At 49.0% G+C, this 18,143-nt stretch carries 12 protein-coding genes and 2 tRNA genes; 3 read left to right on the top strand and 11 right to left on the bottom strand.

Going from position 1 to position 18,143, the window contains the following annotated elements; genetic code table 11:
* Positions 1-78: 78 nt before the first annotated feature.
* The 4 genes from L6466_RS08505 to L6466_RS08520 all read right to left on the bottom strand — a co-directional run bounded on the left by L6466_RS08505 (position 79) and on the right by L6466_RS08520 (position 3,696).
* Positions 79-152 (bottom strand) — tRNA-Arg (locus tag L6466_RS08505).
* A gap of 29 nt (positions 153-181) precedes the next feature.
* A tRNA-Arg gene (locus L6466_RS08510) sits at positions 182-255 on the bottom strand.
* Positions 256-361: 106 nt separating this feature from the next.
* Positions 362-1,870: a TolB family protein gene (locus L6466_RS08515; protein ID WP_091815876.1), complete on the bottom strand. Its 1,509-nt coding sequence runs from the start codon at positions 1,868-1,870 to the stop codon at positions 362-364.
* Between the two features lie 2 nt (positions 1,871-1,872).
* On the bottom strand, positions 1,873-3,696 hold the full coding sequence (locus L6466_RS08520; protein ID WP_237812911.1) for a DUF6057 family protein: 1,824 nt from the start codon (positions 3,694-3,696) through the stop codon (positions 1,873-1,875).
* Between the two features lie 122 nt (positions 3,697-3,818).
* Here L6466_RS08520 and L6466_RS08525 point away from each other — a divergent pair, with 122 nt between their 5' ends.
* On the top strand, positions 3,819-6,938 hold the full coding sequence (locus tag L6466_RS08525) for a glycoside hydrolase family 2 TIM barrel-domain containing protein (protein ID WP_431356491.1): 3,120 nt from the start codon (positions 3,819-3,821) through the stop codon (positions 6,936-6,938).
* 55 nt (positions 6,939-6,993) lie between these two features.
* Here L6466_RS08525 and L6466_RS08530 read toward each other — a convergent pair whose 3' ends face one another.
* Positions 6,994-8,016 carry a glycosyltransferase family 2 protein gene (locus L6466_RS08530; protein ID WP_091854454.1) on the bottom strand — a complete coding sequence of 341 codons (1,023 nt, stop codon included), beginning with the start codon at positions 8,014-8,016 and terminating at the stop codon, positions 6,994-6,996.
* Positions 8,009-9,349 carry a tRNA (N(6)-L-threonylcarbamoyladenosine(37)-C(2))-methylthiotransferase MtaB gene (gene mtaB / locus L6466_RS08535; RefSeq protein WP_237803192.1) on the bottom strand — a complete coding sequence of 447 codons (1,341 nt, stop codon included), beginning with the start codon at positions 9,347-9,349 and terminating at the stop codon, positions 8,009-8,011. The genes L6466_RS08530 and mtaB overlap by 8 nt, the downstream gene beginning before the upstream one ends.
* A gap of 258 nt (positions 9,350-9,607) precedes the next feature.
* Between mtaB and L6466_RS08540 the strand changes: the two genes are divergently transcribed.
* Positions 9,608-9,784 (top strand): hypothetical protein, encoded by a 177-nt coding sequence (locus L6466_RS08540; protein ID WP_176757021.1) that lies wholly within the window; start codon positions 9,608-9,610, stop codon positions 9,782-9,784.
* Positions 9,785-9,938: 154 nt separating this feature from the next.
* Here L6466_RS08540 and L6466_RS08545 read toward each other — a convergent pair whose 3' ends face one another.
* The 5 genes from L6466_RS08545 to L6466_RS08565 are packed head-to-tail and all read right to left on the bottom strand — an operon-like array spanning position 9,939 to position 17,111.
* Positions 9,939-11,090 (bottom strand): sodium ion-translocating decarboxylase subunit beta, encoded by a 1,152-nt coding sequence (locus L6466_RS08545; protein ID WP_237803191.1) that lies wholly within the window; start codon positions 11,088-11,090, stop codon positions 9,939-9,941.
* Positions 11,091-11,128: 38 nt separating this feature from the next.
* The gene (locus L6466_RS08550; protein WP_237803190.1) at positions 11,129-11,596 is read right to left on the bottom strand and encodes a biotin/lipoyl-containing protein; all 468 of its coding nucleotides are present in this window, start codon (positions 11,594-11,596) and stop codon (positions 11,129-11,131) included.
* A gap of 4 nt (positions 11,597-11,600) precedes the next feature.
* Positions 11,601-12,629 carry an OadG family transporter subunit gene (locus L6466_RS08555; protein WP_237796177.1) on the bottom strand — a complete coding sequence of 343 codons (1,029 nt, stop codon included), beginning with the start codon at positions 12,627-12,629 and terminating at the stop codon, positions 11,601-11,603.
* A 42-nt stretch (positions 12,630-12,671) separates the two neighbouring features.
* On the bottom strand, positions 12,672-14,390 hold the full coding sequence (locus tag L6466_RS08560) for a putative transporter (protein ID WP_237803189.1): 1,719 nt from the start codon (positions 14,388-14,390) through the stop codon (positions 12,672-12,674).
* Between the two features lie 18 nt (positions 14,391-14,408).
* On the bottom strand, positions 14,409-17,111 hold the full coding sequence (locus tag L6466_RS08565) for a valine--tRNA ligase (RefSeq protein WP_237803188.1): 2,703 nt from the start codon (positions 17,109-17,111) through the stop codon (positions 14,409-14,411).
* A 169-nt stretch (positions 17,112-17,280) separates the two neighbouring features.
* Between L6466_RS08565 and mazG the strand changes: the two genes are divergently transcribed.
* The gene (gene mazG, locus L6466_RS08570; RefSeq protein ID WP_237803186.1) at positions 17,281-18,132 is read left to right on the top strand and encodes a nucleoside triphosphate pyrophosphohydrolase; all 852 of its coding nucleotides are present in this window, start codon (positions 17,281-17,283) and stop codon (positions 18,130-18,132) included.
* Positions 18,133-18,143: the final 11 nt, after the last annotated feature.

Consider the following 18,143-nt stretch of genomic DNA (forward strand, 5'->3'; position numbering starts at 1 on the left):
CAACTTGGTAAAAATATCGCGTCTATGGTTGTTAATAAATAAAAAAATAAAGAGAGATATTCAAAATACCTCTCTTTGTGATTCCGGCGGGATTCAAACCCACAACCTTCTGATCCGTAGTCAGATGCTCTATTCAGTTGAGCTACGGAACCTCCGTTCCTTTGTCGCAAACCTTTGAATGTGATTCCGGCGGGATTCAAACCCACAACCTTCTGATCCGTAGTCAGATGCTCTATTCAGTTGAGCTACGGAACCTCGTTCCTTGTTTGCGGGTGCAAAGGTACGCACTTTTTTTATATTCACCAATTTTTTTGAGGTATTTTTTTCAAAATAGGTGCATTTTTTTGGATTTTCTGAATTATTAGTGAATATTTTTCAATTTTCGGACGTATTTTACTGGTTCACCCTCGTCATTCTTCAGCACATCTGCAAAACGCTGGGGTGTTATTTCCACGGGTCCGGATACGAATTCAGGGATATTATAGCTCTTCATGAACTGACGATGATAGTCGGGATCAGCCTGAGGCAGCGCAAAGGGTTTGGATGCCCTACCCTGCTGGTCAACATGCGCAAAGAAGGGACGGGTGAAATTACCATCCTCGCGTCGGGTGCTGACTACGAGCCAACGTCCATTGCTGGACCAAGAGTGATAGCTCTCAGTATCGTCGGAGTTGATACCCTCCATAGGCTTGCACTCACCCGTGGCAAGATTGAGCATCCAGAGATCAGCCTCGTGGTGCCAGATATGGAAGCAGCCATAGTTACCCAGGGTGAAGACCAGAAAGCGTCCATCGGGCGAGATACGAGGCAGCGTGGCACTCTTGCCAAGGGTATCGGCATCGAAGACCAGCTGGCGCGGACCGAAGGTCATCGTCTCGGCATCAAACGACTTGCGATAGATATTATAATGCAGTTCGCTATAGCGGCGGATAACCTCTACATCCTTGGACACCGTATCACGGAACTCAAAATGTGCGCTGCAATAATAGAGGCTCTTGCCATCGGGTGCCCAGAAGGGGAACACCTCAAACTCAGTAGAGTCGTTCTCGATATTCGTCACCTCGTTGTTCCTGACATCATAGGCTATGATATCGCTGGCGGAATCGAACACCTCAATCTTATTCTTATGGCGCGTATGGAACGACTGTCCCGTCTTGTTGGTAGAGAACACCACCAAGGGCAATGTGGGATGCCAGGTGGGATAGACACCTGCAGAGAGCAGGGAGTCGTTGCGCATATTGACCTTGCTGACCTTGCCATCATAGACCATGATGGTGCCACCATGATTCTGACGGGCATGGAAGAGCATGCGTTCAGGATTATATTGCTGGAAATTGTGGCAGTTGACACATTGTCCGTCCTGTTCGGTGCTGCACAGCAGATTGTCGACCATCACCTTCTCGTCGTACGTCTCAAGGCAACGCTGATTCAGCGTCAGTTCCTCGTAGGTGACATAGGAAGGAGAGATAAGACGATAGCAGAGATAAGCGTCAATACTGTCGGCAGACACATGATAGGCAAAGGGCTTGAAGCGCTTCCACTGTCCGCCATTGCAGGCAAAGACCTCAACGGTGATATCGTGGCCCTGGGCAGCAGCTGTCAACTGATGCCAGTCATCAACAGAAGGCTGGGCCTTGACACCGCCACACACCAGTTCCATATCGCCATAGGAGAAACGCGTCACCACCTCGTCGGCCTCCTGCTCCAACTGGAACGAGAGCGGAGCGATATTCACAGGAATGGTCACATCCGTATAGTCGGGATATATCTTAGGCAAATGCTCGTCTTCGATAAAACTGTCAGGAACCTTCGTTCCACATGAGGCCAACGCCAGGAGTGCCCCAAGGCACAATAAATGGATATATTTCATAATCAATACAACTTCTGATTTCTAATAAGGAAATAGTCATAGTAGAACGTATGACCAAAACGGGGATAGAAGACGGGACGCATCTGGGCCTCCGTCATGCCGGCACAACTCTGGGCCAGTTTCATGAAATTCTCGTAGTCCTCCTTGACCTGGGCATCGAAAGGCATGCGACTGATATCAACCTGATGCTCCAGATTGCCATAGAGATAGGCAGCCTCCTGATAATGACGAGGCATCAGCTTACCCTGATGCAGAACGGCATACTTATTGAACCTGGGCCAGAAGGTAGGAATATCCTTGGTCCAAAGGGCAGCAAAGAGCACCAGTTCCTGCATCTCAGGATCATCCGTCTCAACATTGACCAGAAGGTGCATCAGGAAATACTCAACCAGTCCGTTGTCACTACTCAGCTGATCCTTGAAATCACGCAGATGGAACAATGGGCCGTATTCCTTGCTGGCCTTCAACCTCTCACGATGATGCAGGTACTGCTCCTGCTGTTCGGCCCACGCCTTATGATAGCGCGTGTGCTTCAGGATATTGATGTATTTTGCAGCCACCTCATATTCCTCGTCCATCAACGAGCAACGAATCATGTACTTCAGATAGACGGCACGCCAGCCATACTCCACGCCATCCTCCAGACACCAGCGGTGACAGAAGTTCAACTGGCCATAATAGAAGTAGATATCACGGCCAACGACCTGCGTCATACGGATGTCTATCGGGGTATTGCTGGCCTTGGCTCCCTGACGATAATAGTAGGCCTCATCACCCAGGCGTCCCAGGCGGAAGAGCGCCAGGTTCTTCATCATCACGATGCTGCGGGTAGGTTCATCCTGCAGGTTGGCGGCCTCACGGATCACGCCATTCCAGTCGTCAGCCTCCATAGCGCGGTTCATGGCCAGTTCCTTATGGAAATTATAGTCCTTATACCAGTATTTCTGAACGCCATACACAAGACCGCCTATCAGCAAACATTGAACCAGGCCCCAGATGACAGGCTTACGAACCTGTCCGCTGCCCCATAGGCCATAGCTGAGCGCCATCAAGGCATAGAAGACGGTGAGCAGGATGAAGGGGATGTAATAGCTGGCGAAGAAATCGTCCATCTCAAAGAGTGGAAGAGCCGTGAAATAGATATCCTCGGAATTGGTCTGATAATAGCATTGCTGATAATAGATCATCGGCACAACGATGATTGCGGCCAACGCCAGGAAGGAATTCAGGAGTCGCAGTTTCAGGGACATGTCCTTCAGGCGCCAGGAAAGCAGACCCATGAGTGCCACTGCCAGCAAGCCATAAAAGCCCAGCAGCGGGTAAAGCACGGCCGAACCGGCAACAATATACGCAGGACGGACCATCTTAGGCAGACACCTGAAGCCCCACACGCTGGCGATGCCGGCAGTAAGGCCGATGGTGGCCACAAAGAAATAGCCTCGCAGTTTCAGGTAATAAATCCAATAGCCCAGTTCCACATTGCTCAGAAGCAACAATGCCACAGGAACGAGCAAAACCGTGAGCCACTTCAACGGCACCTTAAAGGTAAGGGCCGAGAGAACCAGCAGCACAGCCCACCAGGCACACAGGATGAGCACGCCAAGCCACGAGTGATAGAAGAAGTCGGTGAAGAAGGTACCCAGATACGTCAGGATGCCACCCGAAACGACCATCTGCTGCTTAAAAAACAATGCTGTATCAAGGAACAGGTTCAACTCCTGGACCTTCCAGAGATAGTTCTCCTCATAGTGCACCAGAGCCCACGCTATCAGGCCGAAAGCTACCGTTACAAGGAGCAAAGGAATGATGTTAAGTTTATGTTTCATGCGATTTTTCGTTATTGTGCGTGCAAAGGTATAAAAATTATTCTACAAATTGAATCAGAATCGGAAATAATTTCGTAACTTTGCACGAAATAGTAAACTATCAATAACTACATTAATTATTTATGCTCAAACATTTCTTTTTAGCATTAGCGCTATTGACAACGGCACAGGGATTTGCTGCCGCGGAACCGGAATGGAAGAATCCGGCAGTCAACCAGATTAACCGTGAGGCGCGTCGTGCAGATTTCTTTGCTTTCGAGAATGCCGGACTGGCTAAGACAAACGACAAGACGAAGTCGGGTCGATACTTGTCGATGGAAGGCAAATGGCGTTTTAACTTCGTGAAGGACCACAACCTGGCACCTGCCAATTTCTTCTCGTTGAAGTTTGACGATTCGAAATGGGTGGACTTCCCCGTACCTGGTCTCTTTGAGATTGAGGGCTATGGCGACAAGACCTACAAGAACGTGGGTTATTCATGGGGTACCACATTCAACAGTAATCCTCCCTTTATCGGTGAGACCAACAACTACACGGGTTCTTACCGACGTGAGTTCAACCTGCCCGGCGACTGGAACGGACAGGAGGTTTATTTCCATGTGGGTTCGGCAACAAGCAACCTGAAGGTATGGGTCAACGGTAAGTTCGTAGGCTACTCAGAGGATTCAAAGGTAGCTGCCGAGTTCAACATCACCAAGTACCTGAAGAAAGGCAAGAACCTGATTGCCATGCAGGTGATGCGCTGGTGCGACGGCTCTTACCTGGAGGACCAGGATTTCTGGCGCTTTACAGGTATTGCTCGCGAGGTATATCTGTATGCCCGTCCGAAGATGCATATCGAGGATTTGACAGTCAGCCAGGACTTTGTTGCTGGCAAAGGTGTACTGAAAATTGACGCAAAAGCGCCGAAGGGAACTACCATCGAGCAGCGTCTGGAAGACAAGAACGGCAATGAGGTAAGTCTTGAGAACGTAAAGCCCTGGTCGGCCGAGGTGCCCAACCTCTACAACGTGATTATCACATTGAAGAAGGGCGACAAGGTGCTTGAGGTCATCCGTCAGCGCGTAGGTTTCCGTCATATTGAAATCAAGGGCGGTCAACTGTTGCTGAACGGTCAGCCTATATTAATAAAAGGTGCCGACCGTCATGAGTTGGACCCTGATGGCGGTTATATCGTCTCGATAGAGCGTATGATCCAGGACATCAAGATTATGAAGCAGTTGAACATCAATGCCGTGCGCACCTGCCACTACCCTGACGATCCACGTTGGTACGACCTCTGCGACGAGTATGGTATCTATCTGACTGCCGAGGCCAACCTGGAGAGTCACGGCATGGGCTACGGAGAGCGCACACTGGCTAAGCGCGCGGATTTTGAGAAGATGCACCTGGAGCGCAACCAGGGTAATGTCATGTCGTTCAAGAACCATCCATCTGTCATCGTATGGAGCCTGGGCAACGAGGCGGGCTATGGTCCCAACTTCGAGAAGGCTTACGACTGGATAAAGGCTACCGACAAGACTCGTCCTGTACAATATGAGCAGGCTGGCCAGAACGGCAAGACAGACATTTTCTGTCCGATGTACTATGGCTACGAGGGTTGTGAGGCTTACTCGAAGGGCAGCAATCCCCGTCCACTCATCCAGTGTGAATATGCCCACGCCATGGGTAACTCCATGGGTGGTTTCAAGGAATACTGGGACCTGGTACGTAAGTATCCGAAATATCAGGGTGGCTATATCTGGGACTTCGTGGATCAGGGTATGCGCGACAAGAGTCCTGTGACAGGACGCACCATCTTTACCTATGGTGGCGACTACGGTAAGTATCCTGCTTCCGACTATAACTTCAACTGTAATGGTATCATCGCACCAGACCGTCGCCTGAACCCTCATGCCTACGAGGTAGGCTACTACTATCAGAGCGTATGGGTGAAGGATGTAGACCTGAAAGCTGGTAAGTTTGAGATCTACAACGAGAATTTCTTCAAGACGCTCGACGACCTGCAACTGGAATGGTTTGTAGGTGGCGCAGGCAGTCATCACCATGAGAGTGCTAATCGTCCCAGCGGCATGACCTTTGGCCACGGAGGCACTATCGATATCAGTGGCATCCAGCCACAGCAGCGCAAGGTGATCACCTCTGAAGAGATGCAGAAGGTCATTGAGCGCGTATTGGGTCATCATGGTGACAACGAGATTTTCGTTTCGTTCTACTTCAAGTCAAAGAACGGCGCACCTCTCATAGAGAAAGGTCAGGTACTGGCAAAGCAGCAGTTCTGCATCAACGAGTACAAGTATCCTGAACTGAAACAGGAGACAGCTGAGGTTCTGAAGGAAGAGACCAACACTTACGTGAAACTCTCTGCTGCAGGCACCGATCTCTATATCGGTCGTTGGAACGGATGGATAGACTACCTGACTGTGGATGGTCAGGATATGCTGCAGTTCCGTGAGAGCATCGTGCCTGAGTTCTGGCGTGCTCCAACGGATAATGACTATGGTGCTCAGCTGCAGAATCGCTTCTCTGCCTGGAAGAGTCCTGAGACAAGGGTGAAAGATTTCAAGACAGGCGACAATTCCGTTACCGTCACCATAGAGCTGCGCGAACCCGCCACTCGCACGGCAGGTCCAAGAAACCGCGATGAGCGTCGTCCGGCTTTTGCCATCCTCACAATGACCTACACCCTCACTGCTGATGGTGAAGTGATTGTACGTGAGCAGCTGAAGCCTGAGGGTGAAGCCAAGATGAGTGAGATGTTCCGCTTCGGCATGGGTATCCAGATGCCTAAGCAGTACGACCAGGTGGAGTATTACGGACGTGGTCCTGTCGAGACCTACAGCGACCGTAAGGATTCTGAGTTCCTGGGCGTGTATAGGAATGCCGTGAAGGATGAGTATTTTGAGTATATCCGTCCACAGGAGAGTGGTAACCACGTTGACGTACGCTGGTTCTCAGTCATCAACCAAAGCGGAAAGGGGCTGCAGTTCTATTCCAACGCACCGATGGAGGCTTCTGCCCTGCCCTACACCACTGGCCAGCTTGACGACGGTCCTCATAAGGACAAGGCTTGGGGACGTCATAGTGGCGACCTGGTTCCGTCAGGTTACACCAGCGTTCATATCCAGCAGCGTCAGTTGGGCCTGGGTTGCGTGAACTCATGGGGTGCATGGCCTCGCAATGAGTATCGCGTTCCTTTCAAGGAGTATGACTTCACATTTGCCATCAAGCCTTTGAAATAAAGGAAAGGCAATACAACAAAAGCGGCACCCATTGGAAAATGAGTGCCGCTTGTTTTTATTGTCCTAACTGACTGAACGTCTTACAGCCTTTTGCGTAGTATCGCCAAAGCAACAGGAATGGCGCGAACTCTGCATCATGGGCAGCTACCCTACTTTGCTGAATCTGCTGACGGTCGTTTTTAAAATCCCTGCGCCAGCGCTTAAAGTCGCGACGGGCTCGGAAAATGGCTTTGAAGTCGCCCACGTTACGCTTCAGCAACAGCGTCTGGAAAGCAGCCAGGTAATCCAGGAACCAGCGCCAGCGCATCACGGGCTTCAGGTCTTTCTCTGGCAGGCACTTGTACAGCATCGTCAGGTTATTGCGGAAATTCAAGTAGGTCTTCATGGGGTTCGACTTTGGCAGCGTACCACCTCCTACATGATAGACTTTACTCTCAGGCAGGCAGTAGAGCTGGTATCCGCGGATACGCATACGCCAGCACATCTCAATCTCTTCCTGATGGGCAAAGAAGCGGCCATCCAGTCCGCCCACCTCTTTATATATACGCGCACGCACGAGGAGAGCTGCACCTGTAGCCCAATGTATCTTTGCAGGCTCATCATATTGTCCTTGGTCTTTCTCGACGACATCAAAGACTCTTCCGCGGCAGAACGGATATCCATAACGGTCCAGATAGCCACCGCATGCACCTGCATACTCAAAACTGTCGCGCTGATAAATGCTCAATAGTTTGGGTTGACAAGCTGCAACCTCAGCATGTGCGTCCATAAATGCAAGCAGGGGCGTCAGCCATCCTTTGGTTACCTCTATATCGCTATTCAGCAGCAGATAATACTCGGCATCAACCTGTTCCAGGGCTTTGTTATAGCCCTCAGCAAAGCCCCAGTTCTTTTCCAGCAGGATCAACTTCACTTCAGGGAACAGTTCCTTCAACAAGGTGATACTCTCATCTGTAGAGGCGTTATCAGCTACATAGACCACGGCCTCGTCCCTTGAATATTCCAATACGCTGGGCAGATACTGGCGAAGCATCTTTGCGCCATTCCAGTTTAATATGACGATAGCTAACTTATCCATTGATAATCGTGGCTTTTAAGGCGGTCTTATCGTGGTTGAAATCACCCATGCGCACCCGAATCAGTTCATTGTCAAATTCTGGTTTTGCATCTGCAGGCGACAGTTCTACACGAATATAATTCTTGGTAAACCCATGCATGGCACGTCCGCGCGTAGCCTTCTCAAAGAGTACCTCAGCTTCCTGGCCAATATACTGTTCATAGAAACTGATGGTCTTCTCGTCAGACAGTTCCAGCAATCGCTTACTACGCAGTTTCTTCTCCTTCTCAGGCACCACATAGTTGATCTTCAGAGCTGATGTGCCTGGACGCTCTGAGTATGGGAACACATGCAGCTGGGTGACGGGCAGGGACTTGACAAACTCATAGGCATCCTCGAAGCACTCGGGTGTCTCACCTCTGCATCCCACCATCACATCCACGCCGATAAAAGCATCGGGCATCTGTTCCTTGATACGCATGATCTTATCAGCAAAGAGCTGTCGGTCGTAATGGCGATGCATCAGGCGCAACACTTCATCACTGCCACTCTGTAGGGGAATATGGAAATGGGGCATAAAGGCATGACTCTCCCTGGCACAGTAGTCAATGAGTTCGTCGCTGAGCAGGTCGGGCTCCAGACTGCTGATTCGATAACGACTGATGCCCTCTACACGGTCAAGGGCTTTCACCAGGTCGATGAATTTCTCACCCGTGGTCTTACCGAAGTCGCCAATATTCACACCCGTGAGCACGATTTCCTTTCCTCCCTCTGCTGCTGCCTGTTCTGCTTGTGCTACCAATGAAGCTATCGTTGGGTTGCGACTGAACCCTCGCGCGTACGGTATAGTACAATAGGTACAGAAATAGTCGCAGCCATCCTGCACCTTCAGAAAATACCTGGTACGATTTCCCCTTGAACACGATGGCGCAAAGGTCTTGATATCTTTGGTCTTCTCAGTCTTGTAAGTCGCGATATTATTACGGTTTACAAAAGCTTCTGACAGGAACTGCACGAGATTAGCCTTCTCATTAGATCCCAACACCAGGCTCACGCCCTCTATCTTACTCACAGTCTCGGCTTCCAACTGGGCATAGCAACCTGTCACTACTACAAAAGCGCCAGGATTCTCGCGTACCATTCTATGAATAGCCTGACGACATTTATGATCGGCCACATCGGTCACCGAACAGGTATTTATCAGACAGATGTCGGCTGGCTCGCCCTTATGGGCTGTGCGGACGCCCATCTCCTGAAGCATCCTACCGAAAGTTGATGTCTCAGAAAAGTTCAACTTACACCCTAAGGTATAATATACTGCTGTTTTGCCTTGAAAGGCAGATGTATCTATCATATCATTTATCTTCTGTTTTGCAAAGGTACACATTAATTGGCGAAAAACACGCTTTTTTGTCTTAATTTCATTTAAGTGTCGTTTGTATACTATTTTTAACATTTCATATCCAACTGATTTACAAGCATTTACAAAAAAGTTACAAAAATCATCAAAAAAAAATTGAAAAAAATGTATCATCGTATCAAAAAAATACCTACCTTTGCATCGTTTTAATAAACAAATGATTGTTTTACAGATTTAAAAAGCAAAAAAGAAATGAAAAAGATTGCATTTATGTTCGCAGTTGCAGCTATGTTCGTAGCTTGTGGTGGTAATGGTAACAAACCCGCTGAGGAGGTTGCTACAGATTCAATCGCTGAGGTTGACACTACTGTTGTTGACACTACTGTTGTTGACAGCGCTGCCGTTGATACAGCTGTTGTTGCTGAGTAATTTAGCGAACTAAAGGAAACGTGAGGATATATCTTCTGATATATCCTCTTTTTTTTGTGTTCAAAAAATAGCCCCCTATTAGCATACAAACGATGAGCCGCAATCCCTGATAATCCGAGATTGCGGCTCATGATATTTTATGTACCTGACTTCATTACGACAGGAAACCCAGAAGAGCACCGGCAGCAACGGCGGAACCGATGACACCAGCCACATTGGGACCCATAGCATGCATCAGGAGGAAATTGTGACGGTCGTACTCCAAACCCATATTATTACTGATACGAGCTGCCATAGGAACGGCACTGACACCAGCATTACCAATCAGGGGGTTCAACTTCTTATCCTTGGGCAGGAAGAGATTCATGAACTTCACGAAGCACACGCCGCTGGCGGTGGCAATAGCAAAGGCGAAGGCACCGATGGCGAAAATAAACACGGTGTTGAGTGTAAGGAACTCGCTGGCCTGCGTAGAGCAACCTACGGTGAGACCCAGCAGTACCACCACGATATCATTCAAGGCATTGCCTGCCGTCTTAGCCAAACGGGTGGTCTTACCACTTTCCTTCAGCAGATTGCCAAAGAACAGCATACCCAACAGGGGTAAGGCTGAAGGCACGATGAAGGTGGTGATAAGGAGTCCGATAATGGGGAACAGGATGCGCTCGGTCTGACTGACCTGACGCGAGGGTTTCATCTTGATAACGCGTTCATTCTTGGTGGTGAGCAGTCGCATCAATGGGGGCTGAATCAGTGGCACCAACGCCATATAGCTATAGGCACACACGGCAATGGCTCCCATCAGGTTGGGCGACAGCTTTGAAGAGAGGAAGATGGCGGTAGGACCATCGGCACCACCGATGATAGCGATACCTGCAGCCTGGTTAGGTTCGAAGCCAAACGCCAAAGCCAGCATATAAGCACCAAAGATACCAAACTGCGCAGCAGCACCGATCAGCATCAGCTTAGGGTTGGCCAGCAGAGCCGAGAAGTCGGTCATAGCACCTATACCCAGGAAGATAAGAGGCGGATACCAACCCTGACGCACGCCTTGATAGAAGATGTTCAGTACGGAGTTATCCTCATAGAGGCCAATCTCCAGACCGGCATCGGCACGGAAAGGGATATTACCCAAGATGATACCTAAGCCAATAGGCACCAGCAGCAGGGGCTCGAAATCCTTTTTGATAGCCAGATAGATAAAGACGGCACCTACTATGATCATAAGCAAGTTGCCCACCGAGGCATTGGCAAAGCCGGTATAGGTGAGGAACTCGTTGAAATTGTCAATGATAAACTGGAACATAATTCAAAAATTATCAATTATCAATTCACAATTATCAATTAACCAATGGTCAGCAGCACAGAGCCTTCCATCACACTGTCGCCTTGTTTCACCTGAATAGAGGTTACCTTACCAGTAGTCTCGGCCTCGATATTATTCTGCATCTTCATGGCCTCCAGCACCAGGACAATATCACCGGCATTGACCTGCTGACCAACCTGCACACGGATTTCGGTGATAGTACCAGGCAGGGGTGCCTTGACAGGAGTGCCAGCGGCAGGTGCTGCAGCAGGAGCTGCTGGAGCCTCGGCTGGCTGGGCAACTGCGGGTTTGGCAGCAGGAGCAGCAGACTGAGGAGCCTGAACCTTGGGAGCCCCCATCGTGGGATGCTTAGCAGCATTGATAGGCTTCTGCAATTCCACCTCGAAGGGGATACCATTGACGTTAACCTTGGCGATATTGCCTTCTACTTCGGCGATTTCTACTTCGTAGTCCACGCCTTTTACTTTATACTGATACTTGTTCATGGGTTTAGTGTAATTCTGGGGTTGTAGGAATAATTGGAGCTTTGGGGGTGGAAGGGAGGAACGGGTCGTGCAACTGAGTCATCTGTGTGTACTCATCATCCCAACCGGTGTCCTTAGGCTTAATGGTGATAATGCCACTCTCCACGTCGTGAACATCATCCTCATATTGGCGGAGTGCCATACCGATAACAGCCATATAGACTTCCATATCGATGCCTTTCTTGTCGAAACCTTCCTGAAGAAGATTGCTGGTCTTATGACCAATCTCGGCCGTCTTCGCAACAGTCTTGGTGATAGGTTTGATAGGCTGCTGGTTAACCACCTTCTTAGCTGTGTCCATATGACGCATAATCATGCCGAAGACGGTGAAGAAAATCCACAAGAGCGACAGACAGAGAAACACAATACCCATAGCCATGATTGCCATAGCGAAGCCGTGGGGATCCTTATCCTTGAACTCCTCAATCTTTCCCTTGGCAGCATTAGCCTGAACTTTGTTGTCGTGACCAGGAGTGGCATCCCCTACTCCACATACCGTCCAATGGCCGTCAATGCGTGCATAACTCTCGTCGGCTCCCAATACGGGAATAGTGACAGAGTCAATGAGCTCTACGCCATTGGCATTGTAAAGAGCAAGGAATACGGGACCTGTACTGTCTACAGGAAGAGAGAGGTGAAGTTTTCCCTGTGCAGGGTTAGAGTTGCAGAAGAGCATCATATAATGACGGGCAGCCAGATTGGTGCGATCGTCACCATTAGGAATGACACTCATCATCGAGATGCGCTGAGGGGCAGAGAGCGATTCATCGAGGACCTTGGGATTGGTGGTCAGATACATACCTCGCACATTGTAGGTGGAGTAAGATGTATTGGCCAACTCAACCCAAGCCTCACGATGACCAAACTCATCCTCAATGCTCTGCGTGTTGCTGGTCATCACCTCGCTGATGACGATGTTGCGGGCACCTTGTCCAAACATCGCCACCGAGCCAAGCAATGTCAGCGAACTTAGCATAAGTCTTAAGCTTGTCATATTGGTAATTGTTAAACGTGTATTATTATATAGGTCGTAGCATTAAAAGAGTTGCCCACAGCAGAACAGCACAATGAGCTGAGCCGTCAGGATGCGCAGGAACATGGCAAACGGATAAACCGTAGAATAGCCTACTGCGGGTGCCTCCTTAGAGCAGATGCTGTTGGCATAAGCCAATGCGGGGGGATCAGTATAGGTACCGGCCAGCATACCTGCGATGGTGAAGTAGTTGAACTTCATACGACGGGCAATAGGACCTACTATTAATATAGGTATAATAGTGATAAGGAAACCGGTAAGCACATAGAGCACACCATCGCCTGTCATCACCGTATCAAAGAAGTTGGCACCTGCCTTAATACCCACAGAGGCAAGGAAGAGCACCAGTCCTATCTCGCGCAACATCATATTAGCAGAAGTGGTGGTATAGGTCACCAGCTTCATCTTATAGCCATAACGACCTATCAGGATGGCGATAATCAGTGGACCACCAGCGATACCCAGCTTCATCAGAGGCATGCCAGGGATGAAGGGCAGTGAGCCGAAGATGATACCAATGATAATACCTACGAAAATAGTAGCGATATTAGGTGCATCCAGACGCTTGATACTGTTGCCCATCATATTAGCCACACGGTCAACATCATCCTGAGGACCTACCACCATAATACGGTCACCTACCTGCAAGGGAAGGTTGGGTGATGCGAAGATATCCATGCCGTGACGGGTCACACGAGTAACATTGACACCATATACACTTGAGAAGTGCATCTGACCGAATGATTTTCCGTTAATCTTGGGGTTGGTCACCAGTACACGCTTAGAAACCAGGGGCTGATCCTGCTGTTCCCAGTCAACCTCGATAACAGGTCCGATGAAAGCAACGATAGCCTCGTAATCGGCCTCGGCACAAACGATATACATCTGGTCGCCCACATGGAACACGGTATCACGATTAGGGATAGACACATGACCATCGTGCAGGATACGAGATACCACAAAATCACGGTTTAGGAAGTTGTGCACCTGAAGCACTGTCTTGCCCTCAAGATACTTGTTAGACACCTCAAGGTGCATGTGGTGAGGCTTCTGATTAGCATTGGCACCAGCCTGCTCCTCAAGGACAGCCTCTTCTTGTTCGAGCTTCACACGACAGAGATAACGCACCAGGATAGTGGCACCAATGATACCAAGCACACCCAAAGGATAGGCACAAGCATAGGCCGATGCAATCTGAGGTACGGGCAGGTTCAACTGTCCAAACACTGAGTTCAGGGCCTCGTTGGCAGCACCAAGACCAGGGGTGTTGGTCACAGCACCATAAAGGGTACCAACCATCATAGGCAGGTCGTTGACATCATGCTTCTGGTAGAAGAAGATAAAGTAGCAGGCAAACATCACTACGATGTTGAGCACGATAGCCGAAGCAGCCAGTGCGTTGAGTTTAAGACCTGCCTTACCAAAGCTCTCGAAGAAGCCAGGACCCACCTGCAGACCAATCATAAAGACGAAGAGAATCAATCCGAAGTCCTGAATGAAGGTCAGCGTGTCGCCCGGAGCAGCATATTCTGACTCCGGACAGTAGATCTTGTAGATGTGACCCACCACGATACCCGCGAAGAGCACAAAGGTGACACCCAATGAGATTCCAAAAAGTTTTATTTTACCGAGGTACACGCCCACGGCAATCACGATGGCGTATATCAACGCGATGTGCGCCACCGAATTTGTATTAGCAAATAGATTAACAAACCATTCCATAAATTATCCTGATAAATATTATTTCTTAAGTGCATTAATTGATTCCTTCAGAGCGGCAATCTTCTCTTCTGAGTCTGCCAACTTCTTGCGCTCCAGAGCCACCACGGCCTCAGGCGCATTCTGAACGAAGCGCTCGTTAGAGAGTTTCTTCTCAACGCCAGCCTTGAATCCCTCAAGGTGTTTGAGCTGTGCTTCCATCTTCAGAATCTCGGCAGCCACGTCGATGAGGTCACCCAGAGGTACAGCAAACTCGTCAGTACCTACCATGAAAGCAGAAGCAGAGGAGTCTTTTGCCTCTACCACGTCAATAGAAGAGAGGTTACCCATCTTCTTGATGACGTCGTTATAGGCCTCGAACTGGTTCTGACCAACGGTCTGGAGTGTAAGCTGCTCCTTTGGAGCAATATTCTTCTGACTGCGAACGGTGCGTACGCCAGAAACGACCAGCTTCACCTGTTCGATATTCTCAATGAGCTTCAGTTCTTCAGCTGTAGGAGCTTCGAGCACGAGACTGTCGCGCATGATGCTCTCACCCTCTTTACGCTCGTAGAGAGCCTGCCAAAGTTCCTCTGTAATGAAAGGCATGAAAGGATGCAGCATCTTGAGCAGGAGCTCAAAGAAACGCAGAGTAGCATCATAGGTCTCACGATCGATAGGCTGCTGCACGCCATCCTTATAGGCGGGCTTCACCATCTCAAGATACCACTGTGAGAACTCGTCCCAGAAGAGTTTATAGACCGTCATCAGAGCATCGTTGATACGATACTTGGAGAAGTGGTCCTTCAGTTCTTCGTTGGCCTGCTTGATACGTGCTTCCATCCAGGCTACAGCTGTTTTGTTTGTTGCAGAGACTGCACCATCGGCTACCTGCCAACCCTTAACCAGACGGAAGGCATTCCAAATCTTATTATTAAAGTTACGCCCCTGCTCGCATAGTGCCTCGTCGAAGAGGATATCATTACCTGCAGGCGCAGAGAGCATCATACCCATACGCACACCATCGGCACCGAACTTTTCGATGAGATCAATGGGGTCAGGTGAGTTACCCAGTGACTTAGACATCTTACGTCCCAGCTTGTCGCGAACAATACCAGTAAAGTATACGTTCTTGAAGGGGAAGGTGCCCATATACTCCTCGCCGGCCATAATCATACGAGCCACCCAGAAGAAGATGATATCTGGACCTGTCACCAAGTCGCTTGTGGGATAATAGTACTTTATCTCCTCGTTGCCGGGATTGTTGATACCATCGAACAAAGAGATAGGCCACAGCCATGAAGAGAACCATGTATCGAGGGCATCCTCGTCCTGGCGCAGATCTGCATCAGTCACGCTGGCATCCTTCTGCTGAGCCAGTTTAAGAGCCTCTTCACGAGTCTCAGCTACTACATAGTCGTCGTTATCGTTGTAGTAGTAAGCAGGAATACGATGTCCCCACCACAACTGACGAGAGATACACCAGTCCTGAATATTCTCCAGCCAGTTCTTATAGGTATTCTTATACTTAGCGGGATAGAATTTCAACTCATCGTTCATCACTGGAGGCAGAGCGATGTCAGCAAAATGCTGCATCTTCAGGAACCACTGCAGTGAGAGACGGGGTTCGATAGCTGTATCGGGGTTACGCTCAGAATAGCCCACCTTATTAACATAATCCTCAATCTTCTCCATCAGGCCAGCTTCCTGCAGGTCCTTGGCAATCTGCTTACGACAGTCAAAGCGGTCCAAACCTACATAGAGGGTGCTCTGATCTGAAATAGTGCCATCAGCATTGAAGATATCGATGGTCTCGAGGTTGTGAGTTTTACCCAGCATATAGTCGTTTGTATCGTGGGCAGGTGTCACCTTCAAGCAACCTGTACCAAACTCGATGTCCACATAACGGTCCTCAATTACAGGGATAACACGGTTCACCAAAGGCACGATGACCTTACGGCCTTTCAGCCACTGGTTCTTGGGATCCTTGGGATTGATACACATAGCGGTATCACCCATGATAGTCTCAGGACGGGTGGTGGCAACAACGGCATAGTAGCCCTTGGCGTCCTTATGGATAACATTGCCCTCAGCCTTCAAGGCCTCTTCGTTGTCAAGAGATGCCAAGCCGTCAACGTAATACTTCAGGTGGAACAGATGACTCTGCTCTTCCTTATAGATAACCTCCTCAGTTGACAGGGCTGTCAGTGCCTTGGGGTCCCAGTTGACCATTCGCAGACCACGATAAATCAGACCCTTATTGTAAAGATCAACGAAAACCTTGATAACACTCTCACTACGCTTCTCGTCCATAGTGAAGGCGGTGCGATCCCAGTCGCAGCTGGCACCCAGACGACGCAACTGCTTCAGGATTATGCCTCCATGTTCATTGGTCCAGTCCCATGCATGCTCCAAGAACTGCTCACGGGTCAGGTCGCGCTTCTTGATGCCCTGACTAGCCAACTTCTTCACAACCTTAGCCTCGGTAGCAATAGAAGCGTGGTCGGTACCAGGTACCCAACAAGCGTTTTTACCCTCCATACGGGCACGACGAACTAAGATATCCTGAATTGTGTTATTCAGCATGTGGCCCATATGCAGCACACCCGTCACATTGGGGGGCGGGATAACAACTGTATAGGGTTCGCGGCCATCGGGTTTAGAACTGAACAGTTTGTTATCAAGCCAATACTGATACCATTTTCCTTCGACCTCTTTTGGGTCGTACTTACTTGCAATTTCCATACCTATTTAATAATGCTTTCTCAAATTTGCCTGCAAAGGTACAAAGAAAAATTGAAACAAAGAAAACTTAATGACTGATTTTTATCCGTTTAAAATTAAAAATATCTTTTGTCATTCGGAATAGTTTTCGTACCTTTGCATCACAAAATAAAAACGTGACAAAAACGGTATGCATACACGAGAAGAACAAATGAAGGCCTTCGGACGTCTACTTGACGTACTGGACCAACTCAGGGAGAAATGCCCGTGGGACAAAAAACAGACAAACGAAAGTCTTCGACCAAACACGATTGAAGAGACCTTTGAACTATGCGACGCTATCATGCGCGGTGACTCGCACGACATGATGAAGGAACTGGGTGATGTACTGATGCACACGTGTTTCTATGCGATGATAGCACGCGAGAAAGGGCTTTACGATATTGCCGATGTACTGAACACAGAAACAGACAAGCTCATCTTCCGCCATCCACATATCTATCATCCGTCACAGGTGGGTGCTCCAGACCCTAAGCCTCTGCCCTTTGGTGAGGATGACTCGGAACGCGAGTTTGCCAATGCGAAGACATCAGAACAGGTGTTGCAGAACTGGGAACAGATTAAACTGAAAGAGAAAGACGGCAACAAGAGTGTATTGAGCGGGGTACCAGCTGCCCTACCCTCGCTCATCAAGGCTTATCGTATTCAAGACAAGGCACGCAACGTGGGCTTCGACTGGCAACAGAAGGAGGATGTTTGGAACAAGGTGCACGAGGAACTCAGAGAATTAGAGGAAGAGTTGACAAAAGAGGATAAGGAAAAATCGACCAACGAACTGGGTGACTTCTTATTTTCTGTCATCAACGCAGCCCGTCTCTACAAGCTAAATCCTGACGATGCGCTGGAACGTACAAACAGGAAATTTATCCATCGATTCAACTACATAGAGGAGCATAGTATAAAGGCTGGTAAACCCCTGACAGAGATGTCGTTAGAAGAAATGGATAAACTATGGAATGAAGCAAAGAAAGAAGAAAAATAAAACTGACTAAC

This window comes from Prevotella communis (assembly GCF_022024175.1).
Lineage (GTDB): Bacteria > Bacteroidota > Bacteroidia > Bacteroidales > Bacteroidaceae > Prevotella > Prevotella communis.

What these genes read in the sequence shown, in the direction of transcription:
- L6466_RS08515 (WP_091815876.1), bottom strand. Translation starts at nt 1,870, where the DNA reads ATGAAATATATCCATTTATTGTGCCTTGGGGCACTCCTGGCGTTGGCC.
- L6466_RS08520 (WP_237812911.1), bottom strand. Translation starts at nt 3,696, where the DNA reads ATGAAACATAAACTTAACATCATTCCTTTGCTCCTTGTAACGGTAGCT.
- L6466_RS08525 (WP_431356491.1), top strand. Translation starts at nt 3,819, where the DNA reads ATGCTCAAACATTTCTTTTTAGCATTAGCGCTATTGACAACGGCACAG.
- L6466_RS08530 (WP_091854454.1), bottom strand. Translation starts at nt 8,016, where the DNA reads ATGGATAAGTTAGCTATCGTCATATTAAACTGGAATGGCGCAAAGATG.
- mtaB (WP_237803192.1), bottom strand. Translation starts at nt 9,349, where the DNA reads ATGATAGATACATCTGCCTTTCAAGGCAAAACAGCAGTATATTATACC.
- L6466_RS08540 (WP_176757021.1), top strand. Translation starts at nt 9,608, where the DNA reads ATGAAAAAGATTGCATTTATGTTCGCAGTTGCAGCTATGTTCGTAGCT.
- L6466_RS08545 (WP_237803191.1), bottom strand. Translation starts at nt 11,090, where the DNA reads ATGTTCCAGTTTATCATTGACAATTTCAACGAGTTCCTCACCTATACC.
- L6466_RS08550 (WP_237803190.1), bottom strand. Translation starts at nt 11,596, where the DNA reads ATGAACAAGTATCAGTATAAAGTAAAAGGCGTGGACTACGAAGTAGAA.
- L6466_RS08555 (WP_237796177.1), bottom strand. Translation starts at nt 12,629, where the DNA reads ATGACAAGCTTAAGACTTATGCTAAGTTCGCTGACATTGCTTGGCTCG.
- L6466_RS08560 (WP_237803189.1), bottom strand. Translation starts at nt 14,390, where the DNA reads ATGGAATGGTTTGTTAATCTATTTGCTAATACAAATTCGGTGGCGCAC.
- L6466_RS08565 (WP_237803188.1), bottom strand. Translation starts at nt 17,111, where the DNA reads ATGGAAATTGCAAGTAAGTACGACCCAAAAGAGGTCGAAGGAAAATGG.
- mazG (WP_237803186.1), top strand. Translation starts at nt 17,281, where the DNA reads ATGCATACACGAGAAGAACAAATGAAGGCCTTCGGACGTCTACTTGAC.